Source organism: Neorhizobium sp. S3-V5DH (genome assembly GCF_004343065.1).
Classification (GTDB): Bacteria; Pseudomonadota; Alphaproteobacteria; order Rhizobiales; family Rhizobiaceae; genus Neorhizobium; species Neorhizobium huautlense.
Genome location: NZ_SMCL01000001.1, coordinates 13,603 through 28,955 on the forward strand (window position 1 = coordinate 13,603; position 15,353 = coordinate 28,955).

The following is a 15,353-nucleotide window of genomic DNA, read 5'->3' on the forward strand; positions in this document are numbered from 1 at the left end:
GCAAGCCTCATGCGACCAATGGGGCGGCAACCGCCTTCAGGACATCGCGAGCGGCCTTTGGATCAAGCCTGACCTGCAAGCCGCGCTGCCCGCCATTGATATACACGTACGGCTCGTCGAGCGCAGCGATTTCGATTGCCGTCGGAACCACCTTCTTCTGACCGAAGGGACTGATGCCCCCGACATGATAGCCGGTGGCGCGCTCCGCCTCGGCAGGCTTCATCATCGCCGCCGACTTGCCGCCGAAGGCCGCGGCGAGCTTCTTCATCGAAACCTCGCGATCGGACGGCACGACGACGCAGACCGGCTTGCCGTCCACCTCCGCCATCAGCGTCTTCAGCACCCGGCAAGGCTCCTCGCCGATCGCCTCCGCCGCCTGCAGGCCGATCCGGTCCGCGTTCGGGTCGTAGTCATAGGTGACGATCGTGAAGGCGACGCCGGCCTTCCGAAGGGTCTGGGTGGCACGCGTTGTCTTCGACATGGCTTCAGTCCCCGCCGAACGCCTCTTCGTAGATCTCGGGTTTGAAGCCGACGATCAGCTTGCCATCGGCTTCCAGCACCGGACGCTTGATCATCGAAGGCTGAGCAGCCATCAAATCGATCGCCTTCTGGCGGTCAAGGCCGTCCTTGTCGGTGTCATCGAGCTTCTTGAAGGTGGTTCCCGCCCGGTTCAGTACGGTTTCCCAGCCGGCGCGGCTGGTCCAGTCTTCCAGACTGGAGCGCTCGATACCGGCGATCTTGTAGTCGTGAAAGTCATAGGTGACACCTCTGCGGTCGAGCCATTCCCGCGCTTTCTTCATCGTGTCGCAGTTCTTGATGCCGTAGATCGTGATCGCCATCGAATACCCCATATGCCGTGAGGGATCGATATCAACAGGCACCCTCCTCATGCAAGTCGTTGATCTGGCGCAATCGGCGTTATGTGACGGTTGCATGGCTCCCCTGTGCTGTTGTGCGTTGCACAAACGAGGGTCCGAGCTCATATTTTAGCGGAAAGAAAAGGAGAGATTGTCATGATCGCACAGAAGAAGAACCGTGGCGCATTTGGCCGGGCCTTTGCCGTCGTCAGCGCCGCAATTGCAGTTTCGGCTGCCGTAGAAAACCATCGTCGCCCGAAGAGCCATGATCTGAACACCCTCGGCATCGACCCCAAGGCTTTTGATCAGCTCGTTTAACTGGCTTCCGGCGAAACAGCCGCGAGTGTAACGGCTTCATCCGAAAGTATAGTTTCGCGCGCATTGCGCGCGGAAACTGTCCGTTAACCATAGCTATCCTATTATCTCCTAATATTTTGGAGGTTGAGGTGAGCGGGCAGGTCCTGAAAATAGCCGAGCGGCCGGATGCGGACGCGCTCGATGCCGAAGTCCTGAAGAATTCCGTCGTAAAGCTGGCTGGTGAGGCTTCGGCTCTCGGTCTCCACCTCGTCGATATCGCGGGTGTTGTACAGGATACCGCCGCCCAGTCTTCGCAGCACGCAGCGCTTCTGGGGCGTCTGACGCAGTCGGCCCAATCGATCGCCGAAGTCAACGGCCAGATCGCTCGCTCACTGCATGAATCCGATGAATTGACCACGAGCGCCCGCCAGGTGTTGGGTGCGCAGGCCGAGCAGCTTTCCGGTTCCGTCACCGCCATCGATCATATGGTCAATGCCTCGCAGGAGATCGGCGCGGAAATCAAACTATTTTCCTCCGCATTGGGTGATGTCGGGCGGCTGGCGGACGCGATCGGCACGATTGCCCGGCAGACGAACCTTCTGGCGCTTAACGCGGCGATCGAGGCGGCGCGCGCAGGCGATGCGGGCAAGGGTTTTGCGGTGGTTGCGGCCGAGGTTCGGGCGCTGTCGCTGCAGACCTCTCAGACGACCAGTTCCATTCAGGCGACGCTCGACCAGCTGAACAGCCGCATCGACCGGCTTGTGGCGGCCGGCGAGGGCGCAAGCCGCTCCGCCGAAGGCGTGAAGACGACTGCGATGAAAGTGCAGGGCTCCTTCAAGGGCGTCGAAGACGTGATGACCCGGATCCTCGACAACGCATCCGCGTTGGCGGGCACCACCGAAACCGTCGACCGGCAATGCGGCGAATTCGCCTCCTCGATTGCCTCCGCTGCCAGCGCGATCCTGAAATCCAACGATCAGCTTCAGCAGACCTCTGCCCGTGTCGGCGATATGGTGACGATTTCCGAACGGATGATCCAGGCGACCGCCAACGCCGGCGTCGAGACGCCGGACAGTCCCTACATCCGGCAGGTGATAAAGCTTGCCGCCGACGTCTCGACCGCTTTCGAAGCAGGTGTCAGATCGGGCCGCATCGACATGGCCTCGCTTTTCGACCGGCAATATGCGGCGATCCCCGGCACGGATCCTGTTCAATACATGACCCGCTTTACCGAGTTCACGGACGCGGTCCTGCCGCCGATCCAGGAAGGCGCGCCGGAAGCCGACGAACGGATCGCCTTCTGTGCCGCTGTGGACGAAAACGGCTATCTGCCGACCCACAATCGCAAGTTCTCGCAGCGCCCGCGTCCCGGTGATCCGACCTGGAACACCGCCAACTGCCGCAATCGGCGCATCTTCAACGACCGCGTCGGGCTCGCCGCGGGCCGCAACAAGGAACCATTTCTGCTGCAGACTTACCGCCGCGACATGGGCGGCGGCCAGTTCGTGCTGATGAAGGACATTTCCGCGCCGATCACCGTGAACGGCCGTCATTGGGGTGGCCTGCGCCTGGCGATCCGGGTCTAAGCCCGCGCGGCCTCCAACGTGGAACCCTCTTCATAGGCTGCATCAAGCCTGGCGATGTCGATCTTCCTCATCGACAGCATCGCCTCCATGACCCGGTTGGCCCGCATGGCATCGCTGTCGGTCAGCATTTTCGGCAGTCTGGCGTAGTTGACCTGCCATGCGAGCCCGAACCGGTCGGTCAACCAGCCGCAGGGCTGTTCCTGCCCGCCTTCGGCGAGCTTTTCATAATATGCATCGATTTCCTCCTGCGTCTCGCAATGGATGAGAAAGGACACCGCGCCGTTGAACTTTGCCCACGGCCCGCCGTTGATCGCGGCAAAGCTCTGGCCTTCAAGCTCGAAACCCATGGCCATGACCTGCCCCCTGGGGCGCGGTCCGGCATCGCCATAACGAGAAACCTCGGTGATGCGGGAGTTTTCGAACACCGATACATAAAAATTGACGGCTTCTTCCGCATTGTCTTCGAACCAGAGATGCGGAACGATCTTGTGCTTCTCGATGGCCATTTTTCTCTCCTCTATCGGGTGACGTTCTTAGAACGTGGCGGAACCAGCCGATCCGACATCGCTCCGAAAAATATTTATGCCTTTAGACCATCAGTCTCAGTTGTTCGAAGCTTGGTGGGTAAGGTACGGTTTTCGGATCGAACGCCCATCGACCGAGTTCTTCGTGGCGGGTCTGGCCGTGATAGCTATAGACGAGCATGAATTCGCCGGAGATCCACGCGTAGTTGCGCGTGAGAGGCAGGGGTTCGATATTCCTGCAATCATAAGCGAGCGTTACATGCGGCGTGAGCGCGCTCGCCTGAAAACTCGGAAGATTGTGTTGTGCCAAGGCACGCCCGAGCATCCTCACGAACTGGCCAACCATGGCATTGCCCTTGGGACGATAAAGGGCAAGATGGCGACTGTTGCCAAACAAGCCGGCACTGTCGAGGGTTATTGGGATCGGTCGCGCCTGAATGCCGGCCGCGATAGCCCTGGCTCTCTCGATCAACCGTGAAGGAGGTTTGTCGAACCGCCCCATGCAGAGCAGGCTCAAATGCAGGAGATGTGGCGGATAAGCGTCCCGTCCGCGCTGAACCGCCAGATGAGTTGCGGCATCCTCATGCATCCGCAAGGCCACGGGGTTTGTAGGCCGCAGGACGAACATCAGGCTGCTTTCCGGTCGGGCAGGGACAACCGGCATCGACGGCCATCCGTCGCTGCCCAACAGCGGCAGCTGGTCGGTCGTAACTTTCCGATTCGTCCCCCTGCTTCCCATCTCCGTGCTCCGATTTGAGTTGGAAGCAGATTAAAGGGATCGATGCCTCTAGTAAAGAACAAAAGAAGAACATTTGCGTCGGCGAGGTTTTCGTGAGGATAGTCCCCTTCGAAGCAAGAAACGGGTTGAATCTCTTTGCGCGAAGGACGATTTTGGAGGATCGACATGTGGAGGTCTGCCCATGGCTGCGCATCAATATCTCGTTTTTGAAACGGCCGGCGGTTTCTGCGGCATTGCGTGGAACGACAAGGGGATCACGCGCTTTCAGCTCCCTACGAAGGCGGCGGAGTCGACGGAACGGCTGCTTCTCCGTCGCCTGCCGACGGCGAAGCCGGGACAACCGACGGTAAAAATCCACGAAGCCGTGGAGGCGGTGAAGCGGTATTTTGCCGGCGAATCGGTGGATTTTTCACGCTTCACGCTGGATCTCGACGATCAGGACGATTTATTCAGGGAAATTTATTCCGCCGCCCGGCGGGTGGGATGGGGCCATACCACGACCTATGGCGCCATCGCCAAGGAATTGGGGGCAGGCCCGCAGGCTGCCCGGGATGTGGGCCAGGCAATGGCAAAGAACCCCGTGGCGTTGATCATTCCTTGCCATCGGGTGCTTGCCGCCGGCGGCAAGCTGGGCGGCTTCTCGGCACCCGGAGGCGCCATGTCCAAAGCACGCATGCTCGAGCTGGAAGGCGTCAGGCTCGGCCCGCCGGAACCGGCCCAGCAATCGCTCGGCTTCTAGGCCCGGAACGCGTGTCTTCGCGGAAAGGGCGACCCGATGTTTAGGTCGCCTTTTCACTCGCGTCGGTTGACACAGAACAACCTGTTGCAAGGGCAGGCATGGCAGAAAGCGGGAAAGGAGGAAGGAGATGCCTGCCGCCGCCGCCAAACCCCAATTGAAAGAAATCACCGTCGAGGAATATGCCAAGCTCAGGAGCCTGATCGATAGGATCGGCGAAGAGCAGGCGATGAGAAAACGCGAAGACGATACGTCGATCAAGGACGTCGTCGCTCACCGGGCCCATTGGATCGAACTGTTCCTTGGCTGGTATCGTGACGGCCAGACCGGGCAAAAGGTTGAAATTCCCGCGAAGGGCTACAAATGGTCCGAGCTCAAAACCTTCAATGCCGACCTGCGGGCAAGGCAGGCGGATCTCAGCTGGCTTGACGCACGGGCGTCACTGGAAGGCTCTCATCGGAGACTTCTCGACTTCATCGATCGTCACGACGACGATGATCTTTATGCCGGTCCAATGAAAGGCGGAAACAGCCCGTGGACGACCGGACGCTGGGCCGAGGCGGCGGGCCGGTCGCACTATAGATCGGCTGCGAAATGGATCCGCGCTTGCCTCCGGTCCGACCTGTCCGGAAACTGACCTTCAGCGCGAATGTTCATCGCACATGCCAAGCGCGTTTTTATCCCGCACCAGTGGACGAAAGAGGTTGCTCCAACTGAGCCGACGGTCGTCCGCTATCCGTCGGATTTGGATACTGCCGGTTAAGCCGAAATCATTCCCACTCGATCGTGCCGGGCGGCTTCGACGTCACGTCATAAACGACCCGGTTGATGCCGCGCACCTCGTTAATGATGCGGGTGGCCGTACGGCCGAGGAAGTTCATGTCGTAGGGGTAGAAATCCGCCGTCATGCCGTCGACCGAGGTGACGGCGCGCAGTGCGCAGACGAAGTCGTAGGTGCGATAGTCGCCCATCACGCCGACCGTCTGCACCGGCAGAAGCACGGCGAAAGCCTGCCAGATCGTGTCGTAGAGGCCGGCCTTGCGGATTTCGTCGAGATAGATCGCGTCCGCCTTGCGCAGGATGTCGAGCTTTTCGCGGGTCACGCCGCCGGGGCAGCGGATCGCAAGTCCCGGACCTGGGAAGGGGTGGCGACCGACGAAACGGTCCGGCAGGCCGAGTTCGCGGCCAAGCGCGCGGACCTCATCCTTGAAGAGTTCGCGGAGCGGCTCGACGAGCTTCATGTTCATGCGCTCAGGCAGGCCGCCGACATTGTGATGGCTCTTGATCGTTACGGACGGGCCGCCGGAAAAGGAGACGCTTTCGATCACGTCCGGATAAAGCGTGCCCTGGGCGAGGAAGGCGGGTGCGCCCTTGCCGTCTTCGGCAATCTTGTTGGCTTCCGCTTCGAAAACCTCGATGAACAGACGACCGATCGTCTTGCGTTTCACTTCCGGATCAGAGACGCCGGCAAGCTCCGTCAGGAACAGGTCGGAGGCATCCACATGCACGAGCGGAATGTTGTAGTGGTCGCGGAACATCTTGACCACTTCCTCCGCCTCGTTGAGGCGCATCAGGCCATGATCGACGAAGACGCAGGTGAGCTGGTCGCCGATTGCCTCGTGGATCAGCACTGCCGCGACCGAAGAGTCGACGCCGCCCGAGAGGCCGCAGAGCACGCGGCCGGAACCGACCTGTTCGCGGATCTTGCGGATCATCTCGGCGCGATAGGCCGCCATCGTCCAGTCCGACTTCAGCCCGACGATCTTGTGCACGAAGTTGGAAAGCAGCTTCGCGCCATCCGGCGTGTGCACCACTTCAGGATGGAACATGGTCGTGTAGTAATGGCGGCTCTCGTCGGCGGCGATCGCGAAAGGCGCGTTCTCGGACGTCGCGATGACCTCGAAACCTTCGGGCAGCTTGGTGACGCGGTCGCCATGGCTCATCCAGACCGGATAACGGTTACCCGTTTCCCAGAAACCATCGAAGAGCGGGCTCTTTGCCCTGATCTCCACGTCGGCGCGTCCGAACTCTGCTGCGTGACCGCCTTCCACCTCGCCGCCGAGCTGCAGGCAGAGCGTCTGCTGCCCGTAGCAGATGCCGAGGATCGGAACGCCGGCATCGAAAACCGCCTGCGGCGCACGCGGGCTGCCTTCCGAGGTCACGGAGGCCGGACCACCGGAAAAGATCACGCCCTTGGGCCGAAGCTTCTCGAACGCGGAGGCCGCGTTCTGGAACGGATGGATTTCGCAGTAGACGCCGGATTCGCGGATGCGACGCGCGATGAGCTGCGTCACCTGGCTGCCGAAATCGATGATGAGGATGCTGTCGGGATGAGCTGCCAAGGTCGTGTTTTGGGTCATGGCGAGCCTTTAAAGAAAAGTTGTTTTTAACGCAACTGCTCAGAGGACCAATTTGCCATTCTCAAGCGCGTTAAAAAGGCCGTCCACCGCGTCCGCCAGCTTCACGTCGATCACGTGCAGATATTCCCTCCAGTCGTTGACGTGCTTGAGCTCTTCCTTTCCGTCCGAAATACCACGCAGGCCGATCAGGGGAATTGCGAAAAGCTGGCAGCAGCGCATCACTGCGAAGGTTTCCATATCCACCATGTCGGCTTCGATGAGATCGTATGCGGCGCCGGAGACGACGTTGCCGCCTGTCGAAAGCGAGGCCTCCGGAATGCCGGGGATGCGCAAGAGGAGCGGCATGGTCGCCGGATGTTCGAGGAAAGGCGTCCGGCCTTTCTCGAAACCGAGCGGCGAGGCGTCCATGTCGCGATAGGCGACCGAGGAAACCTGGCAGATTTCGGTTTGCTCGAGACTGCGCGAACCGGCCGAGCCGAGCGAGACGATAAGATCGGGCAGCTTGCCCGATGCCTCCAGCTTCGTCAGCGCATGGCTCAACACAATCGCGGCCTCGACAGGCCCGACACCGGTCATCAGCGGTTTGATGCGGGATCGGAGCGCCGGGCCGTATTCGGCGTCGACCGCCATGACGAAGAGAATGGATTTGCCGCTGGCGGACGTCGGTTCGGCCATGGAAAGTGCGGTGATCATCCGATGATGTCCTCCCGGCCGCGGATCACCATCATGGTGCCCGTCATGGAGGCGATGAGTTTGGCGGGACCGTCTCCGATGGCATAGGCACGGCCATCCGCGACGATGATCGTGGATCCCGGCTTGGTGATCTCGCCGCGGAAGAGAAACCGTTCGCCGCGGCCCGGCGACAACAGGTTCACCTTGAATTCGATCGTCAGGATGGAGGCTTCCGGCTCGATCACCGTATAGGCGGCATAGCTGCAGGCGGAATCAAGCGCGGCAGAGATGACGCCGGCATGCAGAAAGCCATGCTGCTGGGTGAGCTTCGCATCAAACGGCAGCTCGATCTCCACCATGGCCTGTTCGACGCGTGCCAACTCCGCCCCAAGCAGGCCCATGGCGCCCTGGCGTGCGAAGCTTTGCTTGACGCGTTGACGAAAATCGCCCGTATCTCTCCCGTCCATGTTTCATCCCTTTCGCAGCTGCGAAATTGGCATGGGCAAAAGTGTTCCGCAAGCGGGGGCCGTTGACGTCGTTAATTCAGGAGAACGATCGCGAGATTGAGCAACGTCGCGAAGCCGACCCAGAAGGCATAGGGGACAAATAGCCAGGCCGCCCAGCGGTTCGGCCGCCAGCTTGCGGCGATGAACAGCAGGATCGAGATCAGCAGCGGCACGATGATGACGAGACCAAGTTTAGGGTTCTGCAGACCAAAGAAGGCGGGCGACCAGGCGAGGTTCAGGACGGCTTGAATGGCGAAGATCTGCAGGCGACGCCTGTTGTTTTCATCATACCAGGTGGCGGCAAGCGCCCCGCCGATCATGCCGTAAAGGACGGTCCAGACCGGACCGAAGACCCAGTTCGGAGGATTGAAGAAAGGCTTGTTCAGCGACTGGTACCATTCGCCGGGCTGGTTGCTGAGGCCACTCAGCGCGCCGATCGCCACGCTGGCCAGGATGAAGATGAAAAATATGAGGGTCTTGTTCATGAGGCCGCAATTAGGGCGATGCGCCGACGGAAAAAGATCACGCTAATCGAACGATATGCTGATCCCAGGCCACCTTGCTGCGGGTCTCGTTGAACTGGCCGTCATAGGAGGAAACGGCGATGCCGCTTGCTGCGGGGGCAACCCCGGCGGCGTCGCGGACCAGCTCTTCCTTCAGTACGGCCCCGGTCCTTGCGTCGAGAGTGACGGCCGCACCGACGGGGGAAGTCATGCCGACGATGCCTTCGCGGCGGTTGACGGCGATCGCGCCGACATAGTTGCCAAGCCGGATGGTGGTCTCCTCCGGCAGCGAAACGAACGAGAGGTCCCCGCCTTCCGAGAACCAGCCGGCGAGTGGCGGCAGCGCATTGCGCGGGCCTTCCCACTGGCAGGCGAACCAGATGCGGCCATCCGCGCCGATATCGAGATGCCGGGTCGAAAGCTGGCGGAGCGCGGGAGGCAGGCCGTGCCGCTGGACGAGCGCACCCGTCCCGGCATCGAGCAGGACCAGCGACGGTTCCATATGGTCGAGATTGAGCTTGGTGCGGCCGAAGTCCGGGTGGGTTTCGATGCCGCCATTGGCGATGATCAGGAGCGTGCCATCATCCGAGACGGTCATGTCATGCGTTCCGATACCGTGCGCGTCGAATTCGCCGATGCGGCGGAACTTGTCTCGCGCGTCGTAGACACCGATCATGCCGCGATTGCCGTCGAAATCGTTCTCGCTGGCGTAGAGCAGGGCGCCATTGGACGAAAAGTGCCCGTGGCCGTAGAAATGCCGGCCTTCGGGCGAGGTGATGACGACCGGCTCCGTCTGCCTCGACAGATCGAAGACCATGGCGAATGTCCCGGGGCGCCGGGCAAATGCGACGGTACGGCCGGTGGCTGAGCTATGGGCCAAGCCATGGGCGCGAGCGGGTAGTGACGCTCGATCGATGATTTCGCCGCGCTCGGAAATCGTGGCGATGCCGAAGGAACCGTCAGATTCGCGAAAGCCCGCCGCATAGACCGCATCGGCCCGTTCCAGCGCCATCAGCGAGCGTGGCGAAAGCGAGGCGGTAAAAGATATACCCGCCGCCTTCAGGAAGCCGCGCCGGTCGATCGCCTCGCCGCGCCACATGGCCGTCAGTCTCCATCCGAAAAGGAAAAGCCGGAGCCGAGGCCGATCGCGCCGCCATAACCCTCGCTCAGGCTGATAATCACTTCGCGACCCTGGAAGAGCAGCGTGTCGAGCTTTTCGCGCTCCTTTGGATCCTCCACCGCTCTTTCAAGGTCGGGCGTTACCTGCTGTGAAAGCTCGGCCATGGATTTGAGGAGAGCCTTTGTGGAGGCGAGGATCGGCCGGTCGGATTGCTTCAGGAGGTTCGCCATCCCGGACGCCTCCAGCAATGCTGCCAGACCCTCGATATTGCCTTTGACGGAAGGCCAAGTCGTTCCGGAGCGCCAGAACAGCGCCTGTTTGGGGAATTTCGCCTTTTCCGGCCCCTTGTAGAAGGTCTCGATGCGTTGATCGCGCACGGTTTCGGCCCCGTGCACCAGGATGCCGAGGAGCGCTGTGGCCGCCTCGCCGCCGGTGCGGAAGACGGGATTGGAAGGCCCCGGTTGTTTCCAGGCTTCTTGAATGCCGTTCGGCGCATCCCAGATGCCGGAAATCTCCTCGGAAACATTGGTGATGTTGCCAGCGACAGCAGCGGCGTAGCGGCAGCGAAAGCCGTTCTTCTCCCTCGAAAGGGCCTCCGACCCGGTGCCGAAGAGGAGATATTCCAGGGCGCCGAAACCTTGCGTCGCGACGCTCTTCGTCGCAAGCGTGGCGGGATCTGTGGCCGTTTCATCCGATTTCGACAAGATGCCCTGAACCTGCTTGAGGCCGGTGCTCTTGCGATCGGGATAAAACAGGATGCGTTCGAAGCGGTTCTGCTCGATGACAGGCCCGACCCGAATGATCTCTATGTGAGCCCAGCTTACCGCGGCGGCACGGAAGGCGCTCTTGGCAGAGTCGTGATTTGCCGCCGAGGGCGTCCCGCAGAGCGTCTTCACGACGGACGTCATCTTCTCCGCCGATCGATGGAAGGCGCTGTAGCCTGGCCGTATAAAGCCGTCCACGGCCGCCGTCATGACTTTGGAGACCTCCGCTTCCGGCAGATCGATCGAGGATGCGGGTTCGCTCTCCTGCGCCAAAGCCATGGCGGGCAGGAGCGAGATCAGGCCGGCGGCAAGGATCATGCGCATCAGAGCGACTCCAGGAATTTGACCAACGCGGCGCGGCCGTCTTTGGAAAGCGAGGCGAATGCATCCCGGGCATTTTGCCCTTCTCCGCCGTGCCAGAGGATGGCTTCCGTGAGGTTGCGGGCTCGCCCGTCATGTAGGAAGAAGGTGTGTTCGTTGACGGTTTCGGTCAGCCCGATGCCCCAAAGCGGCTGGGTGCGCCACTCGCGGCCGTCGGCAACGCCGACCTGCTGCCCGTCGGCCAGACCTTCGCCCATGTCGTGCAGGAGGAAATCCGAATAGGGCCAGATCAGCTGGAACGCATGCGCCTTATTGCCGGCATCGCGGCGGGTGACGAATTTCGGCGTATGACAGGCAGTGCAACCGGACTGGTAGAAAAGCTCCTTGCCCCTGAGTACGGTGGGGTCCGCGATATCGCGTCTTGCCGGCACCGCTAGATTCTCGGAATAGAAGGTGACGAGTTCCAGCACCGGATCTGGCGCTTCGACCGGTCCGAGCCTTTCCTGCACGCCGGTCGGCATCGCAAGGCATTCGGCTTCCGCCTTGGTGCAATCGCCATGATCGAAGGGTTTGTCCGGCGTTGAAATGCCAAGGTCGCCAGCAAACGCTCCGGAGCTCTGGTCACGGACGGAGCCATTCTGGGCTTTGAAGCCGAAGCGGCCGAGTTTCAGGTCGCCCGTCTTGTGGTCGCGTGTCAGCGCGGGCTTGCCCGATATCCCATCGCGGTCCTTGTCGTCGGGATCCGCCTTGGCGAGGATATCCGCCTCATGGATCGCCTGGATGAGGCCCATGCCGATCATCGGAGGCGCCACGCGCGGCGATAACGTCACGTCTCCTTCGAGCGGACCATGGCCGAGATCGACGGCGGAATAGGTGGGTTTGCGCAGTTGCACCACCTCCCCATCACCAAGCGTTATCGGGATCTCCTCATAGGAAATCTGCATCTGGCCTTCCGATTTCAGCCCCGGCACCGCCAGATCCTGCAACTGCTCACCATAGGTCGCGTCGGGAAAATTGAGCTTTCGGATATCGGCGATCGCCTCGCGCTCGTCGTCCGTGCGGGCGGGGCGGGCAAGCCGGAGGAACATGGAAGTCGAATCCGCAGAACCTTCGGGCGGATGCCCGCGTCCATCCTTCAGATGGCAGCTTTGGCATGCCCGGGCATTGAAGAGCGGCCCCAGGCCGTCGGAAGCCTGGGTCGAGGAGGGCGAGGAAACCCAGAGCTTGCGGAACAACGCGTTGCCGAGCTTGAACTTTTCTTCCTCGTCGAAATCGAGATTGACGGAAAAATGCGAAAAGGCGTCTCCGTTGACGAGCGCCCTGGTCGTCGCCGCGCCGCCCTGCATCGTCTCGAATTGCTCCGGCTTGGAAAAATCGGTTGCGGGCCGCGTGACGCTTTCCACACGTCTCTGATCCTTCGGATTGATATCCGTGCGTGATGTCGGAAAAAGCGTCTCACCGCCGACAGCCATGAGCGGCGCGAGAAGAAGAGCGCCCGAAACAAGCGGGAGCAGGAACAGCGAGGATATGGGCGCTCTCATCGGTCATCGGGCCGCAAGCTCATCAAGCCGCGACCCGCCTTTATTGGAAATTACTTGAAAACGGCGTCAGGATTATCAAGGCTGTCGGAACCTTCAAGCTCGATCTTGCCGAGATCCAGCGACGCAATGACGCGCTCGATCGTCTTGGTCTGATCGATCAGGCCGTCGATCGCCTTCTGGACCACGGCATTACCCTTGACATTGTTCTCACCGATCATCTGGTCATAGGCCTCGACCTTCTGGCCCCGATCAGCCATGGCGTTCATGGCGGCGAGCGTCGCATCGAGCTTGCTCTTCATCTCGGTGTCGAGCGCCTTGTCCTTGGCGACGACCAATTCCGAAACCGAGGGTCCCTTCAGCTTCGTACCGTCGACCCGGAGATATTCGCCCGTATAGGCCGACTTGATGCCGATCGCGTCGTTGAGATGCGACGCATAGGTATTGTCCGAGAAACAATCGTGTTCTTCTTCCGGATCGTGCAGCAGAAGGCCGAGTTTCATGCGTTCGCCGGCAAGTTCGCCGTAGGATAGCGAACCCATGCCGGTAAGGATCGCCGACAGCCCCGCCTTGGGGTCGCCTGTGACGTTCTTGGTGGCGTCGCCATCGGGGGCCCAGGCTTTCACCATGTCCTCGAGGTCGGTTACGAGCAGGGTCGATGCAGCCTTCAGGTAGGCGGCGCGGCGATCGCAGTTTCCGCCGGTGCAATTGGCCTTGTCGTAGTCGGTAAAGGGGCGCTTGCCGGCTCCCGCGCCGGTGCCGTTCAAATCCTGCCCCCAGAGAAGGAACTCGATCGCGTGATAGCCGGTCGCGACATTCGCCTCGATCTCGCCGGCTTCGTGCAGGCTCTGAAGGGTCTCGGGCGTGATGTTGGTGACGTCGATCTCTTCGCCGTTGACCTTGATTTTCGGATTGGCGATGACATTGGCGGTGTAAAGCTCGTTCTCGTCGCTCTCCTTGCCGTAGGAGGCGTCGACATAATCGATCAGGCCTTCATCGAGGGGCCAGGCGTTCACTTTGCCTTCCCATTCGTCGACGATGGGGTTGCCGAAGCGATAGACTTCCGTCTGCTGATAAGGAACGCGCGCGGCGATCCAGGCGGCCTTGGCGGCCTTCAGCGTTTCCTCGCTGGGCTTTGCGATCAGCGCATCGATTGCAGCGTCGAGCTTCTTGGCCGTCGTCAGCGAGTCCTCGTATTTGGCATGCGCGAGCTCGGCATAATGCTTGAGGACGGCGGCGGCATCGGCGGCCTTTGCCGGCGTGACGGTATAGGCCGCGGAGGCGGCAAAAAGCGCCAGCGCGGCGCTCAGAACGGTCTTGCGGATCATGGTCCCTCTCCTTCGGCGGCCGAGGTTCCCTGGCCGCTCGATCGAGTTCTTCGCGCAAATGGAAACTGGTGTCAAACGATCTAGTTTAGAACGCTTTGAAAGAAGGGGAGGCCTCTTACCATCTTGCCCTCCGGTTCAGCGCTCTCGCTGCATCCGGCAGAAAAAGAAGCCGTCGGTATCGGTGCTTGCGGGGGTGAGCGTGACGGAGAGATGATCCTTCGATCGCGGCTGAGGAGCATCTTTGCCGAAAGCCTGCTCCCATCGCGGCTCGGTTGGTACCACTGAAAACTGCGGGTTCTCCGCGCAGAACCGGGCTGTTTGCCGGTCGTTTTCTTCCGGCAGGATCGAGCAGGTGACGTAGAGCAACGCGCCGCCCGGCTTCACGAAGGCTGCCGCTTCCGTCAGCGCCTCCTGCTGTTGTGCGATGCGCTCGTCCAGGTTTTTGGGCGTCAGGCGCCATTTCGTGTCCGGACGCCGGCGCCATGTTCCCGTGCCGGTGCAAGGCGCATCGACAAGAACCGCATCGATTTTCCCTCTCAGGGGCTCGAGCTGACGCGCGTCGTCATGGACCTGAACGTTGCGGGTGCCGGCTCGGCGCAGCCGTTCGATAATCGGAGCGAGCCGCTTGCGGTCGGCGTCATAGGCGTGGATCTGCCCCTTGTTGTGCATCGCGGCCGCCATGGCGAGGGTCTTGCCGCCGCCGCCGGCGCAATAGTCGAGAACCTGGTCATGTTCGCCCGGCTGCACGAGCTCGGCGACGATCTGCGATCCTTCGTCCTGAACTTCGAACCACCCTTTTTGGAACGAAAGCTCGGCGGTGACGTTGGGCAGACGGGATGCTCCTTCGCCGGCGGCAATCCGAATGCCGTTGCGGGCGATGCGCGCGGGTTTGGCACCTGAGCGTTCCAGCGCCTTTACGACCTTCTCTCGCGACGCCTTCAGGGTATTGGCGCGGAGATCGAGGGTCGGCCGGCCGTTGAGTGCCTTGGCCTCGACAAGCCAGTCCTCGCCGAAATTGGCTTCGAAGGATGGCTGTATCCAGTCCGGGATGTCGCCCTGAACATGGAGCGGCGCATCCTCGAGATTGCGGGAGGCAAGTGCCGAAAGGTTCGCTTCGGTAAGAGCAGGCGGCGCAAAGCGGTCATCGGCGAACTCGGCATGCAGAGCCTCGGGCGAGAGGCCCCATTGCCGGATGAGGACCGCATAGGCGAGAGCAGTCGGGCTCTCGTCGTCCATGATCCAGGCATGCGAGAGCCGCATCCTCAAGGCGTCATAGACGATGTTTCCGACAGCTGCGCGATCGCCCGAGCCGGCAAAACGATGCGCGAGGCCCCAATCCTTGAGGGCGTCGGCGACAGGCCGCTTCCGCGTCTCTATATCGGACAGAACCTCGATGGCTCCGGCCACTCGTCCGCCCAGTCGCATGTTGCTCTCCGTATCGGTTGCACCCGTATGGGAGGGCTCCTAGCTGCGATTGCTCCGAAGAGCAAGAGGCGGTGCGG

The 15,353-nt window shown here is 61.3% G+C and carries 17 protein-coding genes; 4 read left to right on the forward strand and 13 right to left on the reverse strand.

From position 1 onward, the window contains the following. Positions 1 to 7: 7 nt before the first annotated feature. Both ybaK and EDE09_RS00075 read right to left on the reverse strand, forming a co-directional pair. Positions 8 to 481 (reverse strand): Cys-tRNA(Pro) deacylase, encoded by a 474-nt coding sequence (gene ybaK / locus EDE09_RS00070; protein ID WP_112802385.1) that lies wholly within the window; start codon positions 479 to 481, stop codon positions 8 to 10. A 4-nt stretch (positions 482 to 485) separates the two neighbouring features. After that, on the reverse strand, positions 486 to 839 hold the full coding sequence (locus tag EDE09_RS00075) for an ArsC family reductase (RefSeq protein ID WP_112802513.1): 354 nt from the start codon (positions 837 to 839) through the stop codon (positions 486 to 488). Between the two features lie 174 nt (positions 840 to 1,013). Between EDE09_RS00075 and EDE09_RS27960 the strand changes: the two genes are divergently transcribed. Further along, the gene (locus tag EDE09_RS27960) at positions 1,014 to 1,175 is read left to right on the forward strand and encodes a hypothetical protein (protein ID WP_165924078.1); all 162 of its coding nucleotides are present in this window, start codon (positions 1,014 to 1,016) and stop codon (positions 1,173 to 1,175) included. Positions 1,176 to 1,303: 128 nt separating this feature from the next. Continuing rightward, on the forward strand, positions 1,304 to 2,740 hold the full coding sequence (locus EDE09_RS00080; protein ID WP_112802387.1) for a methyl-accepting chemotaxis protein: 1,437 nt from the start codon (positions 1,304 to 1,306) through the stop codon (positions 2,738 to 2,740). Here EDE09_RS00080 and EDE09_RS00085 read toward each other — a convergent pair. Both EDE09_RS00085 and EDE09_RS00090 read right to left on the reverse strand, forming a co-directional pair. After that, positions 2,737 to 3,246: a VOC family protein gene (locus EDE09_RS00085; RefSeq protein WP_112802389.1), complete on the reverse strand. Its 510-nt coding sequence runs from the start codon at positions 3,244 to 3,246 to the stop codon at positions 2,737 to 2,739. The genes EDE09_RS00080 and EDE09_RS00085 overlap by 4 nt on opposite strands. Positions 3,247 to 3,328: 82 nt before the next feature. After that, entirely contained in the window at positions 3,329 to 3,928 is a 600-nt protein-coding gene (locus EDE09_RS00090) for a 2'-5' RNA ligase family protein (protein ID WP_165924079.1), read from the reverse strand. 256 nt (positions 3,929 to 4,184) lie between these two features. Between EDE09_RS00090 and EDE09_RS00095 the strand changes: the two genes are divergently transcribed. Then, positions 4,185 to 4,742: a methylated-DNA--[protein]-cysteine S-methyltransferase gene (locus EDE09_RS00095; protein WP_112802393.1), complete on the forward strand. Its 558-nt coding sequence runs from the start codon at positions 4,185 to 4,187 to the stop codon at positions 4,740 to 4,742. 127 nt (positions 4,743 to 4,869) lie between these two features. Further along, a complete protein-coding gene (locus tag EDE09_RS00100; protein WP_112802395.1) occupies positions 4,870 to 5,376 on the forward strand; it encodes a ClbS/DfsB family four-helix bundle protein in 507 nt (168 codons plus the stop codon). A 133-nt stretch (positions 5,377 to 5,509) separates the two neighbouring features. Here EDE09_RS00100 and guaA read toward each other — a convergent pair whose 3' ends face one another. The 9 genes from guaA to EDE09_RS00145 all read right to left on the reverse strand — a co-directional run bounded on the left by guaA (position 5,510) and on the right by EDE09_RS00145 (position 15,276). Further along, positions 5,510 to 7,099: a glutamine-hydrolyzing GMP synthase gene (gene guaA / locus EDE09_RS00105; RefSeq protein ID WP_112802397.1), complete on the reverse strand. Its 1,590-nt coding sequence runs from the start codon at positions 7,097 to 7,099 to the stop codon at positions 5,510 to 5,512. 39 nt (positions 7,100 to 7,138) lie between these two features. Then, the gene (locus EDE09_RS00110; protein WP_132408257.1) at positions 7,139 to 7,792 is read right to left on the reverse strand and encodes a 5'-methylthioadenosine/S-adenosylhomocysteine nucleosidase; all 654 of its coding nucleotides are present in this window, start codon (positions 7,790 to 7,792) and stop codon (positions 7,139 to 7,141) included. Further along, positions 7,789 to 8,238, reverse strand: a complete 450-nt coding sequence (locus EDE09_RS00115) for a PaaI family thioesterase (protein WP_132408259.1) — start codon at positions 8,236 to 8,238, stop codon at positions 7,789 to 7,791. Before EDE09_RS00115 ends, EDE09_RS00110 begins: the two co-directional genes overlap by 4 nt. 71 nt (positions 8,239 to 8,309) lie before the next feature. Beyond that, positions 8,310 to 8,762, reverse strand: coding sequence for a TspO/MBR family protein (locus tag EDE09_RS00120; RefSeq protein ID WP_132408261.1), 453 nt, complete (start codon positions 8,760 to 8,762; stop codon positions 8,310 to 8,312). Positions 8,763 to 8,799: 37 nt separating this feature from the next. After that, positions 8,800 to 9,879 carry a DUF1513 domain-containing protein gene (locus EDE09_RS00125; protein WP_132408263.1) on the reverse strand — a complete coding sequence of 360 codons (1,080 nt, stop codon included), beginning with the start codon at positions 9,877 to 9,879 and terminating at the stop codon, positions 8,800 to 8,802. A 5-nt stretch (positions 9,880 to 9,884) separates the two neighbouring features. Continuing rightward, on the reverse strand, positions 9,885 to 10,988 hold the full coding sequence (locus EDE09_RS00130; protein WP_132408265.1) for an imelysin family protein: 1,104 nt from the start codon (positions 10,986 to 10,988) through the stop codon (positions 9,885 to 9,887). After that, on the reverse strand, positions 10,988 to 12,457 hold the full coding sequence (locus tag EDE09_RS00135; RefSeq protein ID WP_245505058.1) for a di-heme oxidoredictase family protein: 1,470 nt from the start codon (positions 12,455 to 12,457) through the stop codon (positions 10,988 to 10,990). Before EDE09_RS00135 ends, EDE09_RS00130 begins: the two co-directional genes overlap by 1 nt. A 119-nt stretch (positions 12,458 to 12,576) precedes the next feature. Further along, a complete protein-coding gene (locus EDE09_RS00140; protein WP_132408269.1) occupies positions 12,577 to 13,851 on the reverse strand; it encodes an imelysin family protein in 1,275 nt (424 codons plus the stop codon). A gap of 135 nt (positions 13,852 to 13,986) precedes the next feature. Then, entirely contained in the window at positions 13,987 to 15,276 is a 1,290-nt protein-coding gene (locus EDE09_RS00145) for an RsmB/NOP family class I SAM-dependent RNA methyltransferase (protein WP_132408271.1), read from the reverse strand. Positions 15,277 to 15,353: the final 77 nt, after the last annotated feature.

Coding starts and splice junctions, on each gene's coding strand:
- ybaK (WP_112802385.1), bottom strand. CDS start 481: ATGTCGAAGACAACGCGTGCCACCCAGACCCTTCGGAAGGCCGGCGTC.
- EDE09_RS00075 (WP_112802513.1), bottom strand. CDS start 839: ATGGCGATCACGATCTACGGCATCAAGAACTGCGACACGATGAAGAAA.
- EDE09_RS27960 (WP_165924078.1), top strand. CDS start 1,014: ATGATCGCACAGAAGAAGAACCGTGGCGCATTTGGCCGGGCCTTTGCC.
- EDE09_RS00085 (WP_112802389.1), bottom strand. CDS start 3,246: ATGGCCATCGAGAAGCACAAGATCGTTCCGCATCTCTGGTTCGAAGAC.
- EDE09_RS00090 (WP_165924079.1), bottom strand. CDS start 3,928: ATGCCGGTTGTCCCTGCCCGACCGGAAAGCAGCCTGATGTTCGTCCTG.
- EDE09_RS00095 (WP_112802393.1), top strand. CDS start 4,185: ATGGCTGCGCATCAATATCTCGTTTTTGAAACGGCCGGCGGTTTCTGC.
- EDE09_RS00100 (WP_112802395.1), top strand. CDS start 4,870: ATGCCTGCCGCCGCCGCCAAACCCCAATTGAAAGAAATCACCGTCGAG.
- guaA (WP_112802397.1), bottom strand. CDS start 7,099: ATGACCCAAAACACGACCTTGGCAGCTCATCCCGACAGCATCCTCATC.
- EDE09_RS00110 (WP_132408257.1), bottom strand. CDS start 7,792: ATGATCACCGCACTTTCCATGGCCGAACCGACGTCCGCCAGCGGCAAA.
- EDE09_RS00115 (WP_132408259.1), bottom strand. CDS start 8,238: ATGGACGGGAGAGATACGGGCGATTTTCGTCAACGCGTCAAGCAAAGC.
- EDE09_RS00120 (WP_132408261.1), bottom strand. CDS start 8,762: ATGAACAAGACCCTCATATTTTTCATCTTCATCCTGGCCAGCGTGGCG.
- EDE09_RS00125 (WP_132408263.1), bottom strand. CDS start 9,879: ATGTGGCGCGGCGAGGCGATCGACCGGCGCGGCTTCCTGAAGGCGGCG.
- EDE09_RS00130 (WP_132408265.1), bottom strand. CDS start 10,988: ATGCGCATGATCCTTGCCGCCGGCCTGATCTCGCTCCTGCCCGCCATG.
- EDE09_RS00135 (WP_245505058.1), bottom strand. CDS start 12,457: ATGGCTGTCGGCGGTGAGACGCTTTTTCCGACATCACGCACGGATATC.
- EDE09_RS00140 (WP_132408269.1), bottom strand. CDS start 13,851: ATGATCCGCAAGACCGTTCTGAGCGCCGCGCTGGCGCTTTTTGCCGCC.
- EDE09_RS00145 (WP_132408271.1), bottom strand. CDS start 15,276: ATGCGACTGGGCGGACGAGTGGCCGGAGCCATCGAGGTTCTGTCCGAT.